Here is a 24,160-nt window from a genome sequence, read left to right on the forward strand (position 1 = left end):
TATAAAGCTTCTGGGGTTGGAGTGTTGGGCGTATATTTAATTTTGTTAATTTTTTCCTATTTTCTACACCCAGCCATAGTGAGAGTTTCACATTTTCTTAGTAACATTGAGTGTTATCTGTAATAGGTAGGGAAATGACAAATTCTGTTCCCTGTCCTAACACAGAATTAACTGCAATTGTGCCGCCATGTTTTTCTTCAACAATTTGGCGGGCGATCGCCAGTCCTAATCCTGTACCTTTATTGACTTCTTTGGTAGTAAATAAATGGTCAAATATGTGTACTTTTACATCTTCGCTTATGCCTTTGCCATTATCTGCAATAGAAATTTTGAGATAGTAATTTTCAATAGTAGTTTTTACAATAATTTTGTGAGGATTTAATTTAATTTCCTCAAAACTATGTCCGATACTTGACTCATCTAAAGCATCAATAGCATTGGCAAGAATATTCATAAATACCTGATTTAATTGTCCAGGAAAACACGCTATTGGTTGTAAATTTTCGTAATCTGTAACCATGATAATTTCTGGACGCTTTTCGTTAGCTTTGAGACGATGTTTGAGAATTAAAATTGTACTATCAATGCCTTCATTAATGTTAAATAAAACTTTATAAGTCTGATCAGCACGAGAGAAAGTTCTTAAACTAGTACTAATATTTTTTAATCTCTCACAAGCAATTAGCATTGCATCAAGTATTTTTGGCAAGTCTTCTAAGCTATAATTTAAATCAATTTCTTCAGCATGATTAAGAATTTCATCTTGAGGATTTGGTAGAGCTTGTTGATATAGTTGCAGGTGCGTGCTGATATCAGCCAAGATGGGTTTAGCTTGTTGGAGACTAGCCCAAATAAAGCCAAGAGGATTGTTCATTTCATGGGCAACACCTGCGACCAAGTTACCTAATGCAGACATTTTCTCTTGTTGCACCATTTGTAATTGGGCTTGTTGCAGTTCTTGTAGAGCTTTTTCTAGTTCTTGAGATTTTTGCTGTATTGCAACTTCAGCTTGTTTGCGTTCACGAAGTGCAGCTTGCTGTTCGCTAATATCAATCACAATACCATCCCAAACCATTTCACCATTTTCGCTAATTTCTGGTCGGGAAGCGGCTTTTACCCACTTAATAGTCCCATTGGGTGTAATAATTCGCCACTCATGTTGAAATGGGGTGAGATTCTGCGCTGATTCCATAGTGGCACGAAAGGCCTCAGCTTGATCGTCAGGATGTTCAAAATCACGCAGACTATATTTCCCTGATAGTATATCTTCTGCGGCCACTTCGTAGAGAGTTTGACACCCAGAACTCACATAAGACACGGAAGATGAACCATCAGCTTGAATCCGAATTTGATAAATCAATCCTGGAATATTATCTGCGAGTTTCTGAAAGCGATTTTCACTCAGGCGTAACTTGTCTAGAGATTGTTCTAATTGTTGAGCATAAATTTGAGAATCTTCATAAAGTCGGGCATTTTCTAGAGAAATCGCCGCTTGAGTACAAAGAAAGTTGAGAATGAGAATGCGATCGCTAGTAAACACTCCACTAGTAGAGCGATTCTTTAAATACAAAATGCCAATTAAATCACCTTGATTGAGAATCGGTAAGCACAATAGACTTTTTGGTTGTCGTTGCTGTAAATACTCATCAATTACAGGTAAATCTGTTTGCAGTTCATCAATTACCAGAATTTCTTGGGTGTTTTTCACATATTGAATAAATTTCACAGGTAAATTTGGATTGTTCTCTAAAGGTTCACAAAAAAGTTCGGTGTTATCTGGTGTCGCAATTGCTCTGACAAAAAATTCTCCTTGATGATTAGGCAATATTAAGGCGCAGCGATCGCCCCCAGAATGTTGCAAAATAATCTGAGTTAGTTGGTGCAGTAGTTCATCCAGTTGAATTGTGCCAGAAATGGCTTGAGAAGCTTTCAAGATAGCAGCAAAATCAAAGGCAACATTGATACGACTTTGCTCTTGGGAACTATGAACTGAGACATGGGGAGTAACGTTCACTGATAATGTTTCCAGTACATTCAGCGATTGTGATTTCTGCTGGACAATGGGTTGCAGTAAATTGGCGTAGCGGTTTTCCAGATCCTTAATTTTGGCTTGGCTACCCCAACGCGCATAACAGTAATACGCCTCCTGCATATAACCTGCGGCCACTTTCTCTTTGCCCCAATTCAGGTAAAGTTTTGCAGCCAGTTCATTACTAAGTGCTTCTTCTTGTAGATAACCGTGGGTTTTGGCTCCAGCAATAGCCAAATCATAATGTGCCATTGCATCATAATATTGACCTAAAACTCGACAACGTTCGGCGGCTAATAGTTGCCAGCGATGTTGATGATTAAAAGGGGCAAAAGTTGCCCAGTTTTGCAATTTTTCTTGATGAGCATTGACTCGCTCAATAATTATTGATTGTTGTTCAGTATTTGCTGTTTCATACTGTTCTAAATGAATTAAAGCATCATAAAAAACCCAAACAACTATCATCAAACTGCCACTACTAGCATCACTATATTTTTCTGCTAAGGTTGTTTGTTGTGCAGCTAGTTCATATTTTTCAAACAAATAACAGAGAAATGCTTGATGCAAATAAATATAAAATAAACCTAATCGGTCACTCAAAGCTTGTAAACTGGGTAAAACTTCGCTCACATTCAAAACTGTACCTTGTAGAAGATAAGGAACTTCCGCCTCACCCAATAAATTGAGAATTGCTTGCTGACAACACTCATAATATTTTAATGATGCCTTTTGCTTGATTTGACTGATGACTTGGCGATAAAGCTGCATTTCCTCAGCCAAATCAATTAATTCTCGACCACTCCAATAGCTGTACTTGGCGTATAAAACTAAGTTTAAGGCTACGCATTCCCAGTCTCCTGTTTCTAAACCAATTTGATAACCTTCCAACAAAGATGGAATAATATTTTGCAGAGGTTCTTTCCAGTGCCGAATAAAACTGTTAATAATAAAGTAAGCTCGGCTTTTAAAGGCGTTAATCTGGAATTTTTCTAGTAACTTTAATGAAAGTTGTCCAAATTCATAGCCAGCGTGAATATCTCCCATAAAACTACAGAGAATTAATCCGTAGTCTGCATAAGAAAAAATCGCAATAGACGAATTACCAAACTCGATAGACATCTGCACTTGTTTGAAGGTGATGAGTGGTAATAGTGCAGGTGCAGCAACGTAAACGGAAGACACCAATTTGGTCATGATTTGCATTGCTGCGAGTTGATGCGGGTCGTTCATCGCTGGCAAATCTAGAAAACTTAAGGGTGTGCGTTCCTGCCATAGCTGCCGTGTATACTGGGCTGCTGCGCCAATATCTGCTACAGTTGGCTGTTCAGGAAATTCCACATCCAGTAATTTCAACACCTGCAACCCAGTTTCTACCACTTCGGCAAATTTACCTTGAGAACGGAATGCCATCATTCGAGTTTCATGGACTTTGATAGTGTCGAGCAAAGAAGTCGCAGATTGCAATATGATGTCACCCCAAGCTGCCAACTTGTCAAAGTCGGTATTTAGACAAGCTGCTTCGAGACGCTGGTGATGCAGATTTAAGTTAAGTTTGTAGTTTGTTGTCCAAGGATCAGCAGGAAGTAAATCAATGCCTTGGGTAAAATAATTGACGGCTGCATTATATGCGATCGCACTTTTAGCTTTGCATCCCGCTATGAAATTCAGTTGGGCTAACTCTAGTTTTTCATCAGGCTGAGTAATTAAATCAATGCCTTTATTCAGGTGATTGATAATTTCAAATATATGTTTATCTAGTTGAGTTGCTGGTGTATTGGCATACAGTAATTTACCAATCGCCAAATGAGTTGCTTGTCGCTGATCGGCTGCAATTAGTTTATAAGCGGCTTGTTGAATGCGATCGTGCAGAAAGCGATAAGTCAAATTCACAAAATCATCATCAATATTTTTCTGGGAATTAGTTTGTGCTTCACTCTCTGTCTGAAAGAATTTGTAAGTTTGGCTAGTTGGCAAAATCAAACCTTCTTGCAAAGCTTTCCATAATGCGGTTGCAGTAGCCGTGACAGACTGCTGAGAAACTATAGCTAAAGTGTTTAAATCAAAAGCATTACCAATACAAGCAGCTAACTGCAAAACATTTTGCGTTGCTTCAGGTAACTTCTGCAACTGTTTGGCGACAAATTTCACGACATCATCAGTAAGAGATAAAGACTGAATTTGGGTAATATCACATTCCCAATAACCTTGCTGATGATTAAATGTAATTTCCCCATCTTCATATAACGCCTTGAGAAACTGGGTAATAAAAAACGGATTACCTTGAGTTTTACGCTCAATTAATTTTGTCAGAGGTTGCGCTCGCTCGGTTTTACAACGTAAAGTATCAGCTACTAACTGATTGGTATCCTGCTCCATCAGGGGTGCTAGAGTAATAGTATTAATCGTCGTCCCAACTTTCTTCATCTCCTCCACCATCAACATTAACGGATGTGAGGGCGACACTTCATTATTCCGATAAGCACCCAACAACAACAGATAGTTTTTCTCCTCCATCAACAGTTTAATTAACCCAAAAGAAGCCAAATCTGCCCACTGTAAATCATCCAAAAATATCACCAGTGGATGTTCCACTGTCGTCAACACCGCAATAAACTTTTGAAACAGCAAATTAAACCGATTTTGTGCCGCAGTTCCCGATAGTGACGGTGCTGGGGGTTGTTTACCAATCACTCGTTCTAGTTCGGGAATTACCTCAATCAAAACTTGTCCATTTTCTCCTACCACTTCTAAAATTTGACTGCGCCACTGTACCAATTTTGCATCCGATTCTGATAACAATTGCCCCATTAAATCTCGCAAAGCCTGGACAAAGGCACTGAAGGGAATATTGCGATTGAATTGGTCAAATTTACCTTTGATAAAATAGCCTTGTTGTCGGGTAATTGGTTTGTGGACTTCATTAATGACAGCGGTTTTCCCAATCCCGGAAAATCCCGCTACTAACATCATTTCTGATGTGCCATTGACGACGCGCTCAAAGGCTTGTAATAAGCGATTAACTTCGGTTTCTCTACCATATAGTTTTTCGGGAATTAAGAAGCGATCGCAAACATCCCGTTCAGCGATGAGAAAATCTGTAATTACTCCTGTATCTTGGAGTTGCGCTAAACAAAGTTCTAAATCATGCTTTAATCCCAAAGCACTTTGATATCTATCCTCGGCATTTTTCGCCATTAATTTCAACACAATATCTGAAAGCACTTGGGGAATTTCTTTCCTGTTCCCGATTACTGTTGGCATTTTCGCTAAATGACAATGCACCAACTCCATTGGGTCAGTGCTATTAAATGGTAATTCTCCGGTTAACAATTCATAGAATGTCACTCCCAAAGAATAATAATCACTCCGGTAGTCAATGGCGCGGTTCATTCTCCCGGTTTGTTCTGGGGAGATATAAGCTAAAGTTCCTTCCAAAACATTGGGATTTTTGATTTCTTGGGTTTCTTTTGGTAGTAATGAAGCGATGCTAAAATCAATTATTTGGATTTGTTTTGTTTGGGGATGAATTAAGATATTTGCGGGTTTAATATCTTTATGAATCACTCGATTTTGATGTAATTCATGGAGACTGGTGGTTAGTTGAAGGGCAATACTCAAAAATTCTGTCAGGGAGAGGGGATGAGTTTGCATATATTCGCGTAATGCGATTCCTCCTGTATCTGCCATCACCAGAATATAACTGTTGCTATATGTTTCTAATGATAATGGCTGAATAATGCCGACAATGTTGAGATTTTTGCTAATGGTGTATTGATTGCGGAGTTGCAGTAGTTCTTGAAAGGTAGGGTATTCTGAGGTTAATAGCTTGATGACGACTGGAAGTTGATCTGATTCGCGGATAGCCCGATATACTTGGGTTCTGGAGCCTGCGTACAGCTGCGAGCTTATTTTATATCCGGGAATGATGGGGGTAGTGTTTACTGTCACCATCTATACGTACCTCATAGCACAAGTTGGTTTTTGCTGTTCCTCAACAAGCAGTGCAGAGCTTGTCTGGACTTTGTTAGTATTCCCACCAACTAGATATTGATTAACGGTATGCACAGAGATGATGTACACACAAAAGATGGTTGTGGAGATTGGCTATGAGGGTATAAAGGTTTTAAACACATACACCCTCATACCCTTCTTTAAGGATTAAACATTACCCAGGAGGCCAAGCCATTGGTCTTCCTCCTAAAATATGCAGATGTAAATGGAAGACAGTTTGACCAGCATCAGCATCGGTATTGATGACAACACGATAACCATTTGTTAAACCAGCTTCTGCGGCTACACGCTTGGCGGTTAATAATAGATGTCCTAACAAAGCTGCATCTTGAGTTTCCGCCTCAGCTAATTTAGCTAGGGGTTTTTTGGGAATGACGAGGATATGAACTGGCGCTTGCGGATTAACATCTGTAAACGCTAAAGCTAAATCATCCTCATAAACGATATTGGCGGGAATTTCCCGACGAATAATCTTACTAAAAATTGTGTCTTGATTAGTCATTGGTCATTTGTTATTTGTCATTTGCCAATTGTCAATAATAAGACGGACGGATGACTAATGACTAAGGAATAAAATAATGCTGGCGAGAGTCTGGAGTGCATCAATTGTTGGTATCGATGCGGTAAAAGTGGGGGTGGAAGTCGATGTATCGGGGGGATTACCAGGAATTATTGTCTTGGGGCTTCCAGATAGCGCGGTTCAGGAATCGAAAGAGAGGGTGAAGGCTACCTTAAAAAATGCTGGTTTTGCTTTTCCGATGCGGAAAATCGTGATTAACTTGACTCCGGCTGATTTACGCAAGGAAGGCCCTTGTTTTGATTTGCCGATTAGTGTGGGTATTTTGGCGGCTTCTGAGCAAATTAATGCTGATTTATTGGGAGATTATCTATTCTTAGGTGAAGTTTCACTAGATGGGAGTCTGCGCCCGGTGGCTGGGGTTTTACCCATCGCTGCTACTGCCCAAAAAATGGGAATTACGGGTTTAGTTGTCCCGGCTGACAATGCCCAAGAAGCGGCTGTAGTAAAAGGATTGGCTGTTTATGGTTGTCAAAGTATATCGGAAGTAGTTGATTTATTAAATAATCCTGGACGTTACCAACCTGTAAAGATACATGATGTAGTTGAGGCAGTACAAGTCTCTTATTCTAATGCAGATTTACATGATGTTAAAGGACAAGCTCATGGTCGGCGTGCTTTAGAAATTGCGGCTGCTGGCGGACATAATTTGATATTTGTCGGCCCTCCAGGTAGCGGGAAAACGATGTTAGCTAGACGCTTATCTGGAATTTTACCACCGCTGGAATTTTCTGAAGCTTTGGAAGTAACTCGGATTCATTCTGTCGCTGGATTATTAAAAAATCGTGGTTCTTTAGTGCGCGATCGCCCTTTTCGCAGTCCTCACCATTCTGCATCTGGCCCTTCTTTGGTTGGTGGTGGTAGTTTTCCCCGTCCTGGGGAAATCTCGTTATCTCATCGCGGTATACTTTTTCTCGATGAACTCACGGAATTTAAACGGGATGTTTTAGAATTTCTGCGTCAGCCTTTAGAAGATGGCTATGTCACCATTTCTCGCACAAAACAATCTGTTGTTTTTCCCGCACAATTTACTTTAGTGGCGAGTACTAATCCCTGTCCTTGCGGTTACTACGGCGATACTATTCAACAGTGTACCTGTTCGCCCAGACAAAGAGAACAATATTGGGCAAAGCTTTCTGGGCCGTTGATGGATAGAATTGATTTGCAGGTGGCGGTGAATCGCCTCAAACCAGAAGAAATTACCCAACAACCCACAGGAGAGTCATCAAAATCTGTGCGGGAGAGAGTTCAACAAGCACGCGATCGCAGTATTCATCGCTTCCAATCAGAAACAAGTCTGCGGTGTAATGCTCAAATGCAAAGCCGACATCTGCCACTATGGTGCAAGTTAGATGATGCTAGTCGTTCTTTATTAGAAGCAGCAATCAATAAATTAGGTTTATCAGCGAGGGCGAGCGATCGCATTCTCAAAGTTGCCCGCACTATTGCAGATTTAGCCGGAGAAGACGACTTACAATCTCATCATGTGGCCGAAGCTATTCAGTATCGTACCATCGATAGAATGTTGTGAAAAGTTTCCGTATAAATAAATTCTATCTTGAGAAAGCTGCACAAACCCCTTTAGGAAGATGTCGCTATTTATAAAATCAGTATCAAATATATCAAGGAAGAAAGCGATATCCTCCAACAAGGAGACTAAGTAAATGAATTTTCAGGCAATTGTGGGGCTGTTTCAAGAAACTTTTCAGGAATGGAGTGAAGATAAAGCTTCGCGTTTAGCCGCAGCATTAGCTTATTACACGATTTTTTCCATCGCACCGTTGTTGATTATTGTCATTGCGATCGCTGGTGCAGTATTTGGCGAAGAGGCTGCTAGAGGTGAAATTGTCCGGCAAATTCAAGGTTTAGTCGGGCCAGATGGAGCTAAGTTTATCGAAATCGCCATTCGCAACGCCAGCCAACCAAAAACAGGTGCGATCGCCTCAGTAATTAGTATTTTACTCTTACTTTTAGGTGCTACAGGCTTATTTACTGAACTTCAAGACGCTCTGAATACAATTTGGGAAGTCAAACCAAAACCCGGACGGGCGATGAAAAATGTTGTACGTCAGCGTGCTTTATCTTTTGCGATGATTTTGGGTATTGGTTTTTTACTATTAGTCACACTGGTTATTAGTACAGCTTTAACGGCAGTAGTGGGTTATTTTAGCAACTTACTCCCTGGTGTAGATGTTATTTGGCAAGTTGTTAACTTTATTCTTTCTTTTGCGATTACGACAATATTATTTGGACTAATTTTCAAAGTTTTACCAGATGCCAAAATTACCTGGAATGATGTGTTAATTGGTGCTGTCATTACCTCCCTATTGTTTTCTTTGGGTAGATATTTATTAGGTCAATATCTTGGTAATAGCAGTTTTGGTTCAACTTACGGTGCAGCTGGTTCACTAGTAGTAATTCTTGCTTGGGTTTATTATGCCGCCCAAATTCTGTTTTTTGGCGCAGAATTTACGCAAGTTTACGCCAGAAGATATGGTAGCGGTATTCGACCGACACGCAATGCTATACCCATGAATAATAATGGTCAATCAAAACGCATCAACAGCGATCGCAGATAAATATCACAAAGTGCTGAGTACGCAAAAATGGACAAATGGTTTTATATTGATTGGCCAGCAATTTTTATTCCTAGTATTAGCATTTTAGAATTAATTATTCGGGGTTCTCTAGTTTATCTGGCGTTGTTCTCAGTCTTACGTTTTCTTCCTAGCCGACAGATAGGAACATTAGGAATCACAGATTTACTAGTAGTTGTATTGTTTGCTGAAGCAGCCCAAAATGCAATGGCAAGTCACTATACATCAATTACCGAAGGTGGCATTCTAGTAGGCACAGTGATTTTTTGGAGTTACTTTCTCAACTGGTTAGGTTATAAATTGCCAAAATTTCAACGCTTTCTCAATCCTCCACCGCTGCTGTTGGTCAAAAATGGACAAATGATTGACCGACATCTTAAAAAAGCACTGATTACAGAAGATGAGTTGATGAGTAAGTTACGCCAACAAGGAGTGGAATTTTTAGCTGAGGTTAAATTAGCCTACATGGAATCTGATGGCGGTATCAGTATCATCACTTCAGACACAGCAACTCTTTCTCCAGCTAAACAAAAAGTACTATAGGACTAATATTTGATTTCTGAAATGTACGTAGGATGTGTTAGCGACAGCGTAACGCATCTACCGCAAAGTTTTCGGTACGTTACGGCTTACGCCTAACACACCCTACTGGCTGTAACCTATTCCCTTCTTCTTGTATATCTAGGCTAATTAAACTGTAAAATATGACAGTTGTATTCTGCCGCGAACGTTGATTGAGCGTTATACCTTGCCCGAAATGGGCAACCTGTGGACTGAATTTTATAAATTCCAAACCTGGCTTCAAGTAGAAATTGCAGCTTGTGAAGCCCAAGCTGAACTGGGTTACATTCCCGCTGATGCCGTTGTGGAAATCAAAGCTAAGGCTAATTTTGAGCCTAAGCGGATTCTAGAAATTGAAGCGGAAGTCCGTCATGATGTCATCGCTTTCTTGACAAACGTCAATGAATATGTAGGTGAGGCTGGACGTTATATTCACTTAGGTTTAACCAGTTCAGATGTATTAGATACCGCTTTAGCACTGCAACTGGTTGCCAGTTTGGATGTCATATCCCAACGACTGGCAGATTTGATTGAGGCAATTCGCCAAAAAGCACGGGAACATAAAAATACCGTGATGATTGGGCGATCGCATGGTATCCACGCCGAACCCATCACCTTTGGTTTTAAGTTGGCTGGGTGGTTGGCGGAAGTATTGCGTCATCAAGAAAGGCTGAAAACTCTCCGGGAAACCATTGCTGTAGGCAAGATTTCTGGTGCGGTGGGAACTTACGCCAACATTGAACCCCGTGTGGAAGCGATCGCCTGTGAAAAACTCGGACTCAAACCGGATACAGCTTCCACACAAGTAATTTCCCGCGATCGCCACGCCGATTATGTGCAGCAATTGGCATTATTGGCAGCATCCATTGAACGTTTTGCTGTGGAAATTCGCAACTTGCAAAAAACAGACGTTTTGGAAGTTGAAGAATTCTTCGCCAAAGGCCAAAAAGGTTCTAGTGCAATGCCTCACAAGCGCAATCCCATCCGTTCTGAAAGATTAACGGGAATGGCGCGTTTGGTGAGAAGCCATGCAGGTGCAACTTTAGAAAACGTGGCTTTGTGGCATGAACGGGACATTTCCCATAGTTCTGTAGAACGGGTAGTTTTGCCAGATGCGTGTATTTTGACGCACTTTATGTTAGTGGAAATCACCGAATTGGTGACAAATCTGCTGGTGTATCCTGAGAACATGGCGCGAAATCTCAACTGTTATGGCGGTGTAGTCTTCAGCCAAAGAGTGCTACTCACCTTAATAGACAAAGGTTTAAATCGGGAAGAAGCTTATGCGATCGTGCAACAAAGCGCCCACGCTGCTTGGAATCAGCCAGAAGGAAATTTTCACGATTTGATTAGTCAAGATCCGCGAGTTACAGCCAAACTCTCACCCGCAGAAATTGAAAAGTGTTTTGATCCGCAGCACCATCTCCAGCACTTGGATGAAGTTTACAAGCGCTTGGATATTTAATTTTTCCCCTGCTTTTGGCTACCGTGTATACACAGCGAAAAATCAAAGGTTTTGGGAAGGGTGTACTTGGACTGCGTTCAAGACACGCGCAGTAACCAGGGTGTAGGGGTATAAGAGTGTACTTATTCAAAACCCTTATACCCTCTACCGTTCGGCTGAGGCTCACGGCGAAGCCCTTTCATATCATGTCCGGCAAATCAGTTATGGTTCGGTAAATCTGTGCAGAAACGACAAAACCCTCTCCTCTGCTCCTCTGCACCCCTGCACCCCTGCTCCTCTGCACCCCTGCGGCCTTCATGATAAGTCTTTCACCGGACACGATATCACCCCCACACCCAGTCTCCATAGACAATCATTGCTAAATAATGTCTCTATGTGCTGGAATTTTTATTAGCCCTGGGTAATATAAGTAACAAATACTTATTTACAATTGCCCTAATGGTTGAAATATTTGCCATACTTTCTGCTTCTGCGGCAGCAGGGTTAAGAATAGGCATACCCCTATTAATTATCGGACTGTTGCAGGGCAGCAACTTATGGTCGCAGACTCCGATTTTATCTCACATTTCCCCGCATATTTTGTTAGTTGTTCTCACCAGTTGGTCATTATTAGAATTCTTTGGTAGCAAAAGATTGCTGGGACAAAGAGTAATACAAGTAGTTGAGTTATTTTTATCTCCACTGGTGGGGGCAATTATGGGTTTAGCTGTTGCTTCCGCCACCGCCACACCTGAGTGGTTAATTGCTTTAACGGCGGGATTATTAGCATTCGTATTACAAATTGTGCAAGTTGGTTGGTTTTATCGCTTGCGCGGCTTACCTTTGTGGGCAACTTTTTTGCAAGATACTCTCTGCATTGCTTTAGTGTTATTTGCCTTTGGTGCGCCTTGGCAAGGGGGATTAATTGCTTTAATATTGCTGTGGTTTGCAGTGCGTAGTGCTAAACAATGGTATGACTGGCGTTATCAAAAGAAAAGTATTTATTAATCTAATAATATTACAACAGAATTCAGAATTTACAATAATAGGCTTGATATAGTAATCATATTTCATTTTTGAAAAGTAGAAACGTTGCATAATAACGTTTCTACTTTTTTTATGAATGTTTAACCCAAAAATTAATATACCTGAACTTGGGCTAAACCATAGGGAACTTCTCTAGATAAACCGATATGTCCGCCAGAAATGTCATAGTAAACAAAGCTTCTATTAGGAAAAGCATTGGCAAAATCAATATTCCTAAAAGCAATATTGAGATTAGTGCCAGGAGGTATAGGTTGAGAGAAGTTAATTCTAATTTTGCGGTCATCTTCTCTGGTGATGCTAGTATCAACACGCCGACCAGATTGATCAGTTACATCGATATTGTCACTAACTTTAATAGCATCTGAAGGTCTAACTATTAAGTAAGACAGCGGTTGCATTCCTGTGTAGACACTAATTGTGTGAGTATTATCGTACCCACTTGTACTGCTAATTCGCGGAGCAGTGCTATTGTAAGATATGTCTTGTCGTTGAGCTTGAGCCGGAAGACAAGTAGCAGCGATCGCTAAACTCACGCTAGACAACAAAATTAATCTTTTCATTCCGAACCTCCAAATAATTGAATACAACAACAAACAGAAAATTACTACCTAACTTTAAGTTAAGTATCTTTTTTTGATGAGCAATAGTTAATGAGATTTACCAAGCAGAGAATGAATAAATTTTGTTTAATTAATTTTTAGATTAAAAATATTTAAACAAAATGACTTCTCGCTAAGGGGATATTACCTTTATCATTCTGAGGTTTGAACTGTAGGTAAAATACTTAGGGAATAAAGTTAGAGAAATTCTAGTTTAAATAATACTCTTAGAGGATGAAAAAATGTATTTTTATTTATATGTGGACTAGCAATAAGGTTAAGTATAAATATTGTAAACCTAAGTTTTTGACTGCACTTAATTAATGAGTTAGCTAAGGCTTGCACTTCCTCGAATCTCAGTGTTCGGAGGTAGAGCGTCTGCGCCAACGCATCATCCAATTCGGTGCATTACGGCTAATTTCTCATTTTTTCAAGGCTCAAATCTTTACTTAGCCGTCAAACACCCTACAGAATTTAACTAAGCAGAATATTTGATGAATGTGAGTCTCTATAAACAAAACCTGCTCTAATGGTTTATAGACAAAAATACCCTCCCAGTGATAGGGTTGTCAGTTGCTCAAGCTAAACACTGTAGTTATCTAGGTAGTTTTGCATGGTACTGGATATCTCTTCTTTGCCGTTGGCATTTCAATTTACTTCCCCAGGCCCGATTTTGGTGAAAATTGGCCCATTAACTATCCGCTGGTATGGCTTGTTGATTGCTACGGCGGTGTTAGTGGGTGTCAGCCTGTCTCAGTACTTGGCAAAACGCCGTAATGTTAATCCAGAGTTGCTGAGTGATTTGTCAATTTGGCTGGTAATTGGGGCAATTCCCGCAGCACGACTATATTATGTTTTGTTTGAATGGGCTGAATACGTCAAGCGTCCAGAAAAAATTATCGCTATTTGGGAAGGTGGTATTGCTATTCATGGCGCAATTATCGGTGGAACAATAGCCGCTTTAACTTTTGCCAAACTCAAACGGGTTTCTTTTTGGCAATTAGCAGATTTAGTTGCACCTTCCCTGATTTTAGGACAGGCGATCGGGCGATGGGGCAATTTCTTTAACTCGGAAGCTTTTGGTAGTCCGACTAATTTACCTTGGAGATTATATATTCCCCCAGAACGCCGCCCTTCTGGATTAGAAAGTTTTGAATATTTCCATCCCACCTTTTTGTATGAATCACTGTGGGACTTAATGGTGTTTGCCTTGCTGTTAAATTTATTTTTGCGAGGTGTGTCTGGTAAGCTACGCCTAAAAGCAGGCACTTTAATTATGGTTTACTTAACAGCCTACAGCACAGGTCGCTTTTGGATTGAAGGTTTACGCACTGATAGTTTAATGCTGGGGCCGCTGAGAATAGCCCAAGTCGTAAGTTTAACAGGCATTCTCGCTGGTTTAGCTGGTTTAGCTTGGTTGTATTATCGTAAACGCCCTTTACCTGATGTGGTTGCAACTGAATAAGTAAAAAGTAAAAAGTAAAAAGGTAAAAATTTTGAATTTTGCTTTTTGCCTTTTGGCTTCTTGATTGACCAAAAATAAAAAATGCCCCAGATTTGATTCTAGGGCTTAACCAGGGTGCATCTACCATTCCACTCTTCTATAGTTAGAGGGTTAATCCGGAAGGATACTGAGAAAATGCCAAAAAATTTTTTGGAGAATTTTTTCGTTACGGGTAAATACGGAGAAATAATATAAGTTTTTTGTATGGAAACTCAGCTAAATTCTGTAAAAGCAACCGTTTATATTGTGGGTGCTGGGCCTGGAGACCCTGATTTATTAACTGTTAAAGCGCAAAAACTCCTCTCTAGGGCGGATGTAATTTTATTTGCTGATGCTTTAGTTCCTGAACAAATCTTAAATCTGTGCCGACCGGATGCGGAAATTATTCCGACTGCGGATAAGACTTTAGAAGAGATTGTAGCGTTGATGGTGGAACGAGTGCGATCGCAACAAAAATCTCTGGTTCGTCTCCACTCTGGCGACCCCAGTCTCTACAGTGCGGTTCACGAACAAATGCAAATGCTGGCTGAGGCTGAAATTCCTTTTGAAGTCGTCCCAGGAATTAGCGCTTTTCAAGCAGCCGCAGCCAAACTCAAGGTAGAATTAACAGTCCCCGATTTAGTTCAAACTATCATCCTCACTCGCATCAGCGGGCGTACCGAAGTCCCAACTACAGAAGAATTAGCCAGCCTCGCCGCCCATCAAGCGAGTTTGTGCTTGTATTTAAGTGCGCGTCATGTCGAAAATGCCCAAGCTAAATTACTCGAACATTACCCAGATGAAACCCCAGTGGCGATTTGCTTTCGTCTATGCTGGCCTGATGAAAAAATCAGGGTTGTTCCCCTCACCCGAATGGCGGAATGCACTCATCAAGAAAATCTTATTCGCACCACACTTTATATAATTAGTCCGGCACTGAAAGCAGCAAATGGGCGATCGCACTTATATAATCCTGAATATCATCATTTATTTCGGACTTAATTATTTATCACTTTCCCCATCTTTGCGTTCTCTGCGCCTCTGGGGTTAGATAAACTGAACAATGTAAATAAAATCAAACAGTCTAATTCGGTACTATGCCATTAATTAAAGTACAAACTTCTGTATCTGCACCTGCAAAACCTGAAGTTGAGACAATGCTGAAGAGTTTGTCAGGAAAGTTAGCCAAACATTTAGGTAAACCCGAATCTTATGTGATGACAGCCTTTGAGGCCGATATCCCCATGACTTTTGGAGGAACCACAGACCCTGTTTGTTACATCGAAATTAAAAGTATTGGGATGATGAAGCCTAACCAAACTGAAGCAATGAGTCAAGATTTTTGTCGGCAGATTAATCAAGCTTTAGGTATACCACAAAATCGAATTTATATTGAATTTGCTGATGCTACAGGTGCAATGTGGGGCTGGAATAGCACAACATTTGGTTAGTTTGACATAGCTTTATTTCAATACGGATTTAAGATTACTGACACCTACGGGAATACTACTTATGATGTATCTCCTGTGGTGTTTCTAAGATGAATACTTTTATCTTTGCTGCTATTCCTGGGTATGAAATTCTGGAAAAAATTCCTGACTGTCCCAGAACAAGAGTTTATCGTAATCAACAAAAGCAAACCAAACTCCAGTTGTTATCAAAATTATGCTATAAACTTGATCAAATTTCTTTATTTCTAGAACATAACCGCCAAGCATGAGGCGGTAAATTATGATGTTGGCGAAATTGACGCGAGAAATGACAAACATGTTGATAGCCTAATAGTTTGGCAATTTGCTCAACAGTCTCATCAGTATTTTGCAGTAGAGAACGAGCTTCCACCATCCGCCGTTTCACAATCCAGTTATTGACAGTTTCGCCTGTTTGTTTGGCTACTCGATTAGTTAAATATGCAGGTGAATAACCAACCGCCTCAGCCACATCACACAGTGTAATTCCTTGGCGAAAATAAGCTTCAATAAAGTCAAAAACCTCTTTTAATTGTGGTACAGAAGGAAAAATTGACTGAGGATTATACGAGTCTGGGGAATTTTCTTCTATTGATGTTGAGGTTTTTTCTTGTATATCTTTGCATAAGTTTTTCAACGAGGCTTGCTTTTGAAGACGAATTGCGATCGCTCTCAGCAATTCATCTAGTGTAGAAGGTTTGGTAATATAATCATCTGCACCTAATTCCATACCTTTGCGAATATCTGACCTCCTGTCGCTACCAGACAGAAAAATGAAAGGAATCGCTGCTGTTAAAGGATTTTGGTTGAGCGCATGAATAACACTATAACCATCCATATAAGGCATCATAATATCGCAAACCACCAGATCAGGTAAATTTTCTTTAGCTTTTTGAATACCCACTAAACCATTTTCAGCACCTATCGCATCAAAACCTTCTAGCTTCAGACCCTTTAAATAAAGAGTGCGGGTTACACTATCATCTTCAATAACGAGAATTGTTTTTGATGATTTGGCAATCATTGTTCTGTTAGTAAAATTGTTGACAGTAAGTATTTCGTCACTTCTTTGCTGAGTCTCTAACAGGGACACAATTAATTACTCCTAAGTTCTTTTGTAGTTCCAAGTTATGAATTTTGAGTTGCAAGACTCAACACTCATAACTCGGAACTTTGATAATTTTGTTTGATAAATGGCAGCATGACATTAAAGGTAGTACCTAAGCCAACTTCACTTTCTACAGTGATTTGACCACCATGCAAATCTACTAAACTTTTAACAATTGCTAACCCTAATCCAGTACCAGGAATACTATCAATATTGCTACCACGATAAAACGGTTCTAGTACCCGTTCTTGCTCTACGGATGGGATACCTATTCCTTGATCTATTACTTGAAATATTATTTCTTCTCTGTTATGAGAAAGTGTCAAATTAATTATACCCCCAGATGGAGAATATTTAATGGCATTATCTAGCAAATTCTTGAGAATTGCCTCTAATATTTTTTTATCCATATAAACTTGCAGATGTCTATTTTGACAGGTGAAATTTATTGTATTCGACAGATTACTCATCTGCATTTGTGCTACTAAATTATTGCATAATTTAACTAATTCTAGTGATTCTGGTTCAAATTTTAGTTTTGTTGCTTCTGCTTTAGCATAGAACAAAATTTCATCTAACATCTGGCTCAGTTGCTCGATAGAAAGTTGAATTTGTTCGAGTAGAGGTTGAATTGTTTGTGCTGTTTGTTGATCAACATATCGCTTGAGCAAGTTATTAGAAAATGAAACAACATTCAATGGATTGCGGAGTTGGTGGCAAACCATAGACAGAAAACGCGCTCTCAAATCACTCAGTTGTTTTGCTTGTTCTAAAGCCTTATTAAGTTCCGATTCTGCATTTTTATAATCAGTAATATCAATCCCAGCAATCATTTCAACTTCTTGACCTTGAAAATCAAGTTTTCCATCAAGTCTGGCTATTGCACAAGCCAGCCAGCGTTCTGTACCGTTTTTGGTGAGGATACTTATCTCTTGGTATTCAAAGTTATTCACCTCTCTTGATTTAACTAACTGTCTGTGTTTTTTACTTTTGATTATTTGGCGAATATCAAAACCATTTAATAGTTCTGATTTGGTGTAGCCTGTTAATATTTCTACTGCTGGATTAACATAACAAATTCGTGTACCTTGAATCAAAAAAGTACTTGCATCTGTTATTTCTGCTAAAGTCCGAAATCTAGCTTCGTTTATCCGTAATGCTGCTTCAGCTTGTTTCGATTCAGTAATATCCCAAACACTCCACACTCTACCAGTAATTTTTCCTTCTAACCAATGAGGTTGAGAATAGTTAGCAAATATTTTGCCATCCTTTAATTCAATAACATCGTAGCTTTCAATATCTGATTGGCTAGAAATTTCCCAAATCAGTCGATTAAAAGTTTCTGGATGTTTAATTTTGTTTTCAAAAAAAGCTTTGCATTGAGGACATCGCTTAGAGCGAAATAAAGATTTTGGAATTTGCCACATATCCAAAAACTTTTGATTAACGCTGATAATATCTCCCTCAAAGTTAATTGTCACAATGCCGATCGCAGTAGCTTCGAGTGTGGAATTCAGTAAAGAGAGAGATGTTTCTAATTTCCTCTCTCTTTGCTTGAGTTCAAAAATTTTTTGTTGTAAGTTTTCGTTAGCATCTCTTAATTCATTAATCCATTTTTGCACACTTAATTCTATTACTTCATGACTTTTATCTCGTACAAAAGCACAACTAAATTTTCTGCCTTGTTCTTCTAAAAAACTGATCGATATTTCTACTAAAAATATCCGCCCTCCCTTAGCTCGGTAACGAGTTTTTAAGGTAACAGTATTCTGGAGCTTTTTTTCTGACCAATTATGTAGAGAAAAATCTAAATCTATATCCTGCAAAGTCATTGATAGCAACTCTTGACGGGAATATTCAGTCATTTTACAAGTTGCATCATTGACATAAATAAATTGCCAGTTTGACCCTAAACAGAATGCCGCATCTACAGAATTATTAATAAGAAAGTGAGCAAGTTTAAACTCTAATTCTGACTGTAGCGCCATTGTAATTTATTACTCCTAATAATATTAATGTTGTGCATTTATGAAGGTTCCTTATGTTTTTTAAAGAGAAGCACAAACTATAATGCTTTACTTTTGATTTGAATAACCAAGACCTGACTGCGAGTTTTAGCAACCAGGTGTTTCTGTTCTAGGTTAATGTTGCGGTCATGGAGATTTCTAGATGTTTGATGCTGTTAACTTTGTCACCCTTGAGTTTGTGCGACTTGGTTTTATTGGTATCAAAAACTCTCAGTAGCTTTGGCTTAGTCAAAAATTGCTGATGCAGCCTGGAAGGCGGTTGAGCTTCCACAGGCTAATTTTTACTCATTAATGAATCCTCTTAATTTTTCTTAACTCATTCCTTCAGGAATCTAATATAGAAAAATCTAGTTTATCATCCGTCAAAAGGAATACATTGTTTTTTGGGCTTAGAGTAAGTGTTCATGCGTCATCTTCCATAAGGGGTAACTTTAATTGATAAGTCGAGTAAAGTTACTTAGTTGTAGATAATGCAAATAATTTTGCATAAACACTTGAATCTGACTCAAGAATTTGAGCGTTTAACTGCCTGTACTTTAGAACCTAATATTAAGTTATTTAAAGTTAATTTGATACAAATTGCTGATTAACACAAGATTTAAGGCAATATACTGAAGTAAATAGCGAAACAATTAATGTAGCCAATATCACGATTGCGAAAAAATTGGTAACGGCATCAAAAAATTGTTCATTGTAAACAGGTATTAATTTCCCTTACTCTGGTTTTCATAAGTACTGCTTTAATTTTCTTCACTTTTTCAAGAGTTTTTTAATGGGCTGAAAAGCCGCACAAACATCTACTGTCAAACCAGCCCGGTCATATCTGTAAAATAAGCCACAAATTTTTGAGTATTATATATCACCAATTTATCAAGTTTATACTCAAGAGCTTGTGCAAGTATCGGGAATTAAGTGAAAGCAATGAGCCAAAATTATACTGATTCTAATTCTCAACTAGTTACTACGGATTTGTACCAAGAACTGCCTACAAACGGTACACATTATGCAGAATCTCTGCCTCAAGATGCCCACAAGCTTGAGCATTTAGAGCCTCAAAAAGTAATTCCAACTTTGTTAGCCAACGATCGCCACCCTCATCTGACAGTCGCGGAAGCGATCGCTCAAATGTTAGTCAATATGGGTATATGTAGTGCTTTCGGCATTGCTGGCGGTGCAATGGCCAGTTTGTGGAATGCCTTATCAAACAGCCAAATGCAAGTGCTGAATTTTCGCCATGAAGCAGGGGCGGCGTTTGCTGCGGTGGAAGCTTATTTTGCCAGCGATCGCCCCACAGTAGTCTTCACCACCGCAGGGCCGGGAATTACCAACGCTCTCACCGGGTTATTTGCTGCCCGTGGCGAAGGTGCAAAGGTGATTCTACTGTCGGCTTGCACCTCCGCACCCCAACGTGGACGCTGGGCAATTCAAGAAACCAGTAGCTACACCTTGCCTAGTGGCGGAATTTTCACATCAGGTGCATTGTTCAACTATGCGATTACCGTTGAGTCTGCTGCCCAACTGCCACAAATTTTTCGTAAACTGGCACTGGGTTTAGCTCAACCAGGGGGATTTGTCGCCCACATCAGTATCCCGACAGCGGTGCAAACCAGTCTAGTTGAAGGCATTTCCTGGCCACAGCTAGATGTTGATGCTTACCGCATCACTGCTCAAACAGAAAAAGTCGCTAAATCAGCGGAATTATTATTCTCTGAACCCTTTGCTATTTGGGTTGGTTTCGGAGCGCGGGATGCTGCTGATGAAATCTACGCCTTAGCGGAAAGAACGGGGGCTGCGGTGATGTGTTCCCCTCGTGGTAAAGGCATTTTCCCCGAAGATCATCCGCAGTTTGTTGGTGTTACAGGTTTGGGTGGTGATGCTTCCGTCATTACCTATATGGAAAAATATCCCCCTGCTCGTACCCTCGTACTGGGAACCCGTTTAGGTGAACCGACTTCTTTCTGGAGTCCAACAATGGTTCCGAAAAAAGGCTTTGTCCATGTCGATATAGATCCAGAAGTTCCTGGTGTGGCTTACCCCCACGCTCAGACTTTCTCGATTCAATCTGATATCAAAGCTTATTTACAAGAACTTTTGGAGCATTTACCCGAAGTTCCTTTTGCAACTGAGTTGTTACCTAACCCCCAACCTGAACCCATCGAAGCCGCCCCAGACTATCCAGTGCGGCCAGAAGTATTGATGGCAGCTATTCAAAAAATAGTTGTAGAAGGTAGCGATGCGGTAGTTTTGGCGGAGTGTGGTAACTCGTTTACTTGGTCAACTCATTGTCTGCGCTTCACCGAACCCAATCGTTACCGAGTCAGCACCGGAGTTGGGGCGATGGGACATGCTGCGACAGGCGTAGTTGGTGCAGCCCAAGCCAGGAAAGGTAAAGCCGTTGCCATTGTGGGTGATGGAGCAATGCTGATGAATAACGAAATCAGCACCGCCGTCAAATATCAAATCCCTGCGGTTTGGATTGTCCTGAATGATGCCCGATACAATATGTGTCATCAAGGCATGAAAATATTGGGTTTAAAAGGTGCAGATGCAGAGATTCCTGCCACTAATTTTGCGATGATTGCCCGTGGTATGGGTGCAGAAGGAGTCGGAGTCACCAGAGAGTCTGACTTAGAAGCAGCATTACAACAAGCGATCGCATCTGAAGTTCCCTTTGTCGTTGATGTTGTGATTGACCCTGACCGACCCGCACCTTCTGGCGGACGCAACAAGAGTTTAGCAGCCCAAGGTGTCAAAGCAAATGGCTCAAATATTGTGAAAACTCCAGCCAAGCAAGTTTCCTTTCCCTTGGTTTAACTTTCTGGCTGGAGTATTTTAGGTATTTGGCGATCGCTGACAAAAAAACCAACTTTTTTGTCAACAATTACACCATAAACATTAAGTTTTACCTGTCATACATATTACCAAAGTGGCAAAATTAGCTAGAAAATTTTAATATTTTTTCACATTTCTCCTTTCCCATTTAGCTAATTTTGCCGCATTCTTTCGCCCAAATCGTGTTTCCTAATTTGCTTACTAACTTGCTCTAATCAACTCACAATCAAGAATAGGAGACCACACATGCAGCTATTTGAAACTGTTCGAGAAATGGGTCATGAGCAAATCCTTTACTGTCATGGAAAAAATCCTGATATCAGAGCAATTATTGCCATCCATGACACTAGCTTAGGGCCAGCAATGGGAGCTACCAGACTTTATCCTTACATCAATGAAGAAGCTGCTTTAAAAGATGCTTTGCGTCTTAGTCGGGGTATGACTTATAAAGCAGCTTGCGCCAACATTCCCGCAGGTGGAGGCAAAGCAGTTATTATTGCTAATCCTACAGATAAAACTGATGACATGTTGAGAGCTTATGGACGGTTTGTTGAAAGCCTCAAAGGACGTTTTATCACAGGTCAGGATGTCAACATTACACCCCAAGATGTTCGCACAATTCAACAAGAAACTAATCATGTAGTTGGTGTAGAAGAAAAATCAGGCGGCCCCGCACCAATTACTGCTTTAGGAGTATTTTTAGGTATTAAAGCTGCTGTAGAATTTCGTTGGCAGACCCAAAGACTTGAAGGCATGAGAGTTGCTGTTCAGGGCTTGGGAAATGTTGGTAAAAATCTTTGTCAGCATTTATATGAAAATGGCGTGCAACTTTTTGTTAGTGATATCAGACCAGAAAAAACAGTAGAAATAAAAAACTTATTTGGTGCTACTGTGGTAGAACCAGAAGAAATTTATGGTTTAGATGTAGATATATTTTCTCCCTGTGCAATGGGAGGAATTATTAATAGTCAAACTATTCCCCAAATCCAAGCCAAAATTATTGCGGGTGCGGCTAATAATCAATTAGAAAATGAGCGTCTTCACGGTCAAAGACTGATAGAAAAAGGCATTCTCTACAGTCCTGATTATGTCATTAATGCTGGTGGCATTATCAATGTTTATAACGAGATGATTGGCTATGACGAAGATAAAGCTTTCAAGCAAGTCAATAATATTTACGATACATTGCTGAAGATTTTTGGCATTGCTTATCAGCAAGGCATCACTACTAACGATGCTTCTAAAAGATTGGCAGAAGAACGCATTTTGCAAGCTAGAGCCATAAAAAATCAACAACTTGCTGCTTAACATTGAGCAATTAACTATTAATTAGAGGAATTATCAGTGGAAAGAAATACCTTTGCAACATCAGCTTATATAGCTACTTCACCAGAAAGCGCCTTTGAATATCTTTGTAGTTTAAAAAACTTAGATGAATGGACGCTTTATAGCCGGATGCAAGAGCAAATTGACGAAGATACTTGGCTGGGAACTGCATCTGGCTATCAAAAAAACCTCTACTATCACGTTAAAAAGCTAGAAAATTCCCTATTTTATGGCATTGAGTGGCACTGCGGACTGGAGTACAATCAATACTTCCAAGTTTATCCTGTACTACTTTTTCCCCCCGATTATATAGAGCCTGGAACAGACGAAGAAGGCGTGTATTTTCATTGGTTGAGCTTTGTTGACCCCAAACGCCAAACACCAATGATTATGCAGGGTATTCATACTGTCCACACTTCAGAGTGTCGTTCTCTCAAAGCTAATTTAGAGCGCCAACTTGGACGGAAAACAGCAGCTAAAGGACGCTACTTTATTGATACAGATACTATCTATGTTGATGCTCCAGTAGAAATTGCCGTTGATTATTTAAAAGATGTCAAAAATATCAACGAATGGGCGCATTTAGTCCGTCCCATTGGTGAAGTGAATGGCTCATCAGGCGACTTTTTGGATGAATATAACCAGAAAGTTCAAATCTCTGTACGTGTTCATAGCTTAAGCAAATACTACTTGCTAGAACAAGAATATTTTTATCCAGAATACAACTACTATCAGCGTTCTGTAGCTCTGCTCATCCCCACGGCTTACGCGTTTAACGACCCTGATGCTTCTGGGCTAATTTTGCATCGTATTACTTTCTGGAAAGTTGGAGAACAATTAGCTCATGGCAAGCTCCAGATAGAAGACTTCGGTGCAGAAAGCATGAACATTAAACGCCTCCTAGAAGGTAAAGCTGGCAATCTCAAATCTTTTGACAGAGGTATGAGTTATGTACCAGTAGCCAAAGAGCCAGAATTAGTTGCTAACGGTCGTTAAGTCACTTCTGATCAAACACTCCGCGTACCTCCGCGTTTACCTCCTTATTCCTCT

General features: G+C 40.0%; 17 protein-coding genes. 12 read left to right on the forward strand and 5 right to left on the reverse strand.

What is annotated here, in order from left to right; genetic code table 11:
* Positions 1–97: 97 nt before the first annotated feature.
* Positions 98–5,980 (reverse strand): trifunctional serine/threonine-protein kinase/ATP-binding protein/sensor histidine kinase, encoded by a 5,883-nt coding sequence (locus tag NCWK1_RS08415; RefSeq protein ID WP_103124397.1) that lies wholly within the window; start codon positions 5,978–5,980, stop codon positions 98–100.
* A gap of 214 nt (positions 5,981–6,194) precedes the next feature.
* On the reverse strand, positions 6,195–6,542 hold the full coding sequence (locus tag NCWK1_RS08420; protein ID WP_096579438.1) for a histidine triad nucleotide-binding protein: 348 nt from the start codon (positions 6,540–6,542) through the stop codon (positions 6,195–6,197).
* 76 nt (positions 6,543–6,618) lie between these two features.
* On the opposite strand from NCWK1_RS08420, the gene NCWK1_RS08425 reads away from it, so the two are divergent.
* The 5 genes from NCWK1_RS08425 (at position 6,619) to NCWK1_RS08445 (ending at position 12,227) form a co-directional block, all read left to right on the forward strand.
* Complete coding sequence (locus NCWK1_RS08425) at positions 6,619–8,148, forward strand: YifB family Mg chelatase-like AAA ATPase (protein ID WP_103124398.1); 1,530 nt, start codon at positions 6,619–6,621, stop codon at positions 8,146–8,148.
* A gap of 133 nt (positions 8,149–8,281) precedes the next feature.
* Entirely contained in the window at positions 8,282–9,196 is a 915-nt protein-coding gene (locus tag NCWK1_RS08430) for a YihY/virulence factor BrkB family protein (RefSeq protein ID WP_096579446.1), read from the forward strand.
* A 27-nt stretch (positions 9,197–9,223) separates the two neighbouring features.
* Positions 9,224–9,757: a DUF421 domain-containing protein gene (locus NCWK1_RS08435; protein WP_103124399.1), complete on the forward strand. Its 534-nt coding sequence runs from the start codon at positions 9,224–9,226 to the stop codon at positions 9,755–9,757.
* A gap of 187 nt (positions 9,758–9,944) precedes the next feature.
* Positions 9,945–11,240, forward strand: a complete 1,296-nt coding sequence (gene purB, locus NCWK1_RS08440) for an adenylosuccinate lyase (RefSeq protein ID WP_096579483.1) — start codon at positions 9,945–9,947, stop codon at positions 11,238–11,240.
* 438 nt (positions 11,241–11,678) lie between these two features.
* Positions 11,679–12,227, forward strand: a complete 549-nt coding sequence (locus NCWK1_RS08445; protein ID WP_096585171.1) for a DUF4126 domain-containing protein — start codon at positions 11,679–11,681, stop codon at positions 12,225–12,227.
* A gap of 131 nt (positions 12,228–12,358) precedes the next feature.
* On the opposite strand, the gene NCWK1_RS08450 is transcribed toward NCWK1_RS08445, so the two are convergent.
* Positions 12,359–12,826 (reverse strand): DUF2808 domain-containing protein, encoded by a 468-nt coding sequence (locus NCWK1_RS08450; RefSeq protein ID WP_103124400.1) that lies wholly within the window; start codon positions 12,824–12,826, stop codon positions 12,359–12,361.
* A gap of 652 nt (positions 12,827–13,478) precedes the next feature.
* On the opposite strand from NCWK1_RS08450, the gene lgt reads away from it, so the two are divergent.
* The 4 genes from lgt to NCWK1_RS08470 all read left to right on the forward strand — a co-directional run bounded on the left by lgt (position 13,479) and on the right by NCWK1_RS08470 (position 16,068).
* Positions 13,479–14,330, forward strand: coding sequence for a prolipoprotein diacylglyceryl transferase (lgt, locus tag NCWK1_RS08455; protein ID WP_103124401.1), 852 nt, complete (start codon positions 13,479–13,481; stop codon positions 14,328–14,330).
* A gap of 243 nt (positions 14,331–14,573) precedes the next feature.
* Positions 14,574–15,350: a precorrin-4 C(11)-methyltransferase gene (cobM, locus tag NCWK1_RS08460; protein ID WP_103124402.1), complete on the forward strand. Its 777-nt coding sequence runs from the start codon at positions 14,574–14,576 to the stop codon at positions 15,348–15,350.
* Positions 15,351–15,445: 95 nt separating this feature from the next.
* Positions 15,446–15,799: a phenylpyruvate tautomerase MIF-related protein gene (locus NCWK1_RS08465; protein WP_103124403.1), complete on the forward strand. Its 354-nt coding sequence runs from the start codon at positions 15,446–15,448 to the stop codon at positions 15,797–15,799.
* An 89-nt stretch (positions 15,800–15,888) separates the two neighbouring features.
* Positions 15,889–16,068, forward strand: coding sequence for a hypothetical protein (locus tag NCWK1_RS08470; protein ID WP_103124404.1), 180 nt, complete (start codon positions 15,889–15,891; stop codon positions 16,066–16,068).
* Here NCWK1_RS08470 and NCWK1_RS08475 read toward each other — a convergent pair.
* Positions 16,029–16,841: a response regulator transcription factor gene (locus NCWK1_RS08475; RefSeq protein ID WP_103124405.1), complete on the reverse strand. Its 813-nt coding sequence runs from the start codon at positions 16,839–16,841 to the stop codon at positions 16,029–16,031. The two genes, NCWK1_RS08470 and NCWK1_RS08475, sit on opposite strands and share 40 nt — an antisense overlap.
* 134 nt (positions 16,842–16,975) lie before the next feature.
* On the reverse strand, positions 16,976–18,913 hold the full coding sequence (locus NCWK1_RS08480; protein ID WP_103124406.1) for a scytonemin biosynthesis sensor histidine kinase: 1,938 nt from the start codon (positions 18,911–18,913) through the stop codon (positions 16,976–16,978).
* A 960-nt stretch (positions 18,914–19,873) separates the two neighbouring features.
* Here NCWK1_RS08480 and scyA point away from each other — a divergent pair.
* The 3 genes from scyA to scyC all read left to right on the forward strand — a co-directional run bounded on the left by scyA (position 19,874) and on the right by scyC (position 24,106).
* The gene (gene scyA, locus NCWK1_RS08485) at positions 19,874–21,766 is read left to right on the forward strand and encodes a scytonemin biosynthesis protein ScyA (RefSeq protein WP_103124407.1); all 1,893 of its coding nucleotides are present in this window, start codon (positions 19,874–19,876) and stop codon (positions 21,764–21,766) included.
* A 264-nt stretch (positions 21,767–22,030) separates the two neighbouring features.
* On the forward strand, positions 22,031–23,092 hold the full coding sequence (scyB, locus tag NCWK1_RS08490; protein WP_103124408.1) for a tryptophan dehydrogenase ScyB: 1,062 nt from the start codon (positions 22,031–22,033) through the stop codon (positions 23,090–23,092).
* 36 nt (positions 23,093–23,128) lie between these two features.
* On the forward strand, positions 23,129–24,106 hold the full coding sequence (gene scyC / locus NCWK1_RS08495; RefSeq protein WP_103124409.1) for a scytonemin biosynthesis cyclase/decarboxylase ScyC: 978 nt from the start codon (positions 23,129–23,131) through the stop codon (positions 24,104–24,106).
* Positions 24,107–24,160: the final 54 nt, after the last annotated feature.

It is taken from the genome of Nostoc cycadae WK-1 (assembly GCF_002897135.1).
GTDB lineage: Bacteria > Cyanobacteriota > Cyanobacteriia > Cyanobacteriales > Nostocaceae > Nostoc_B.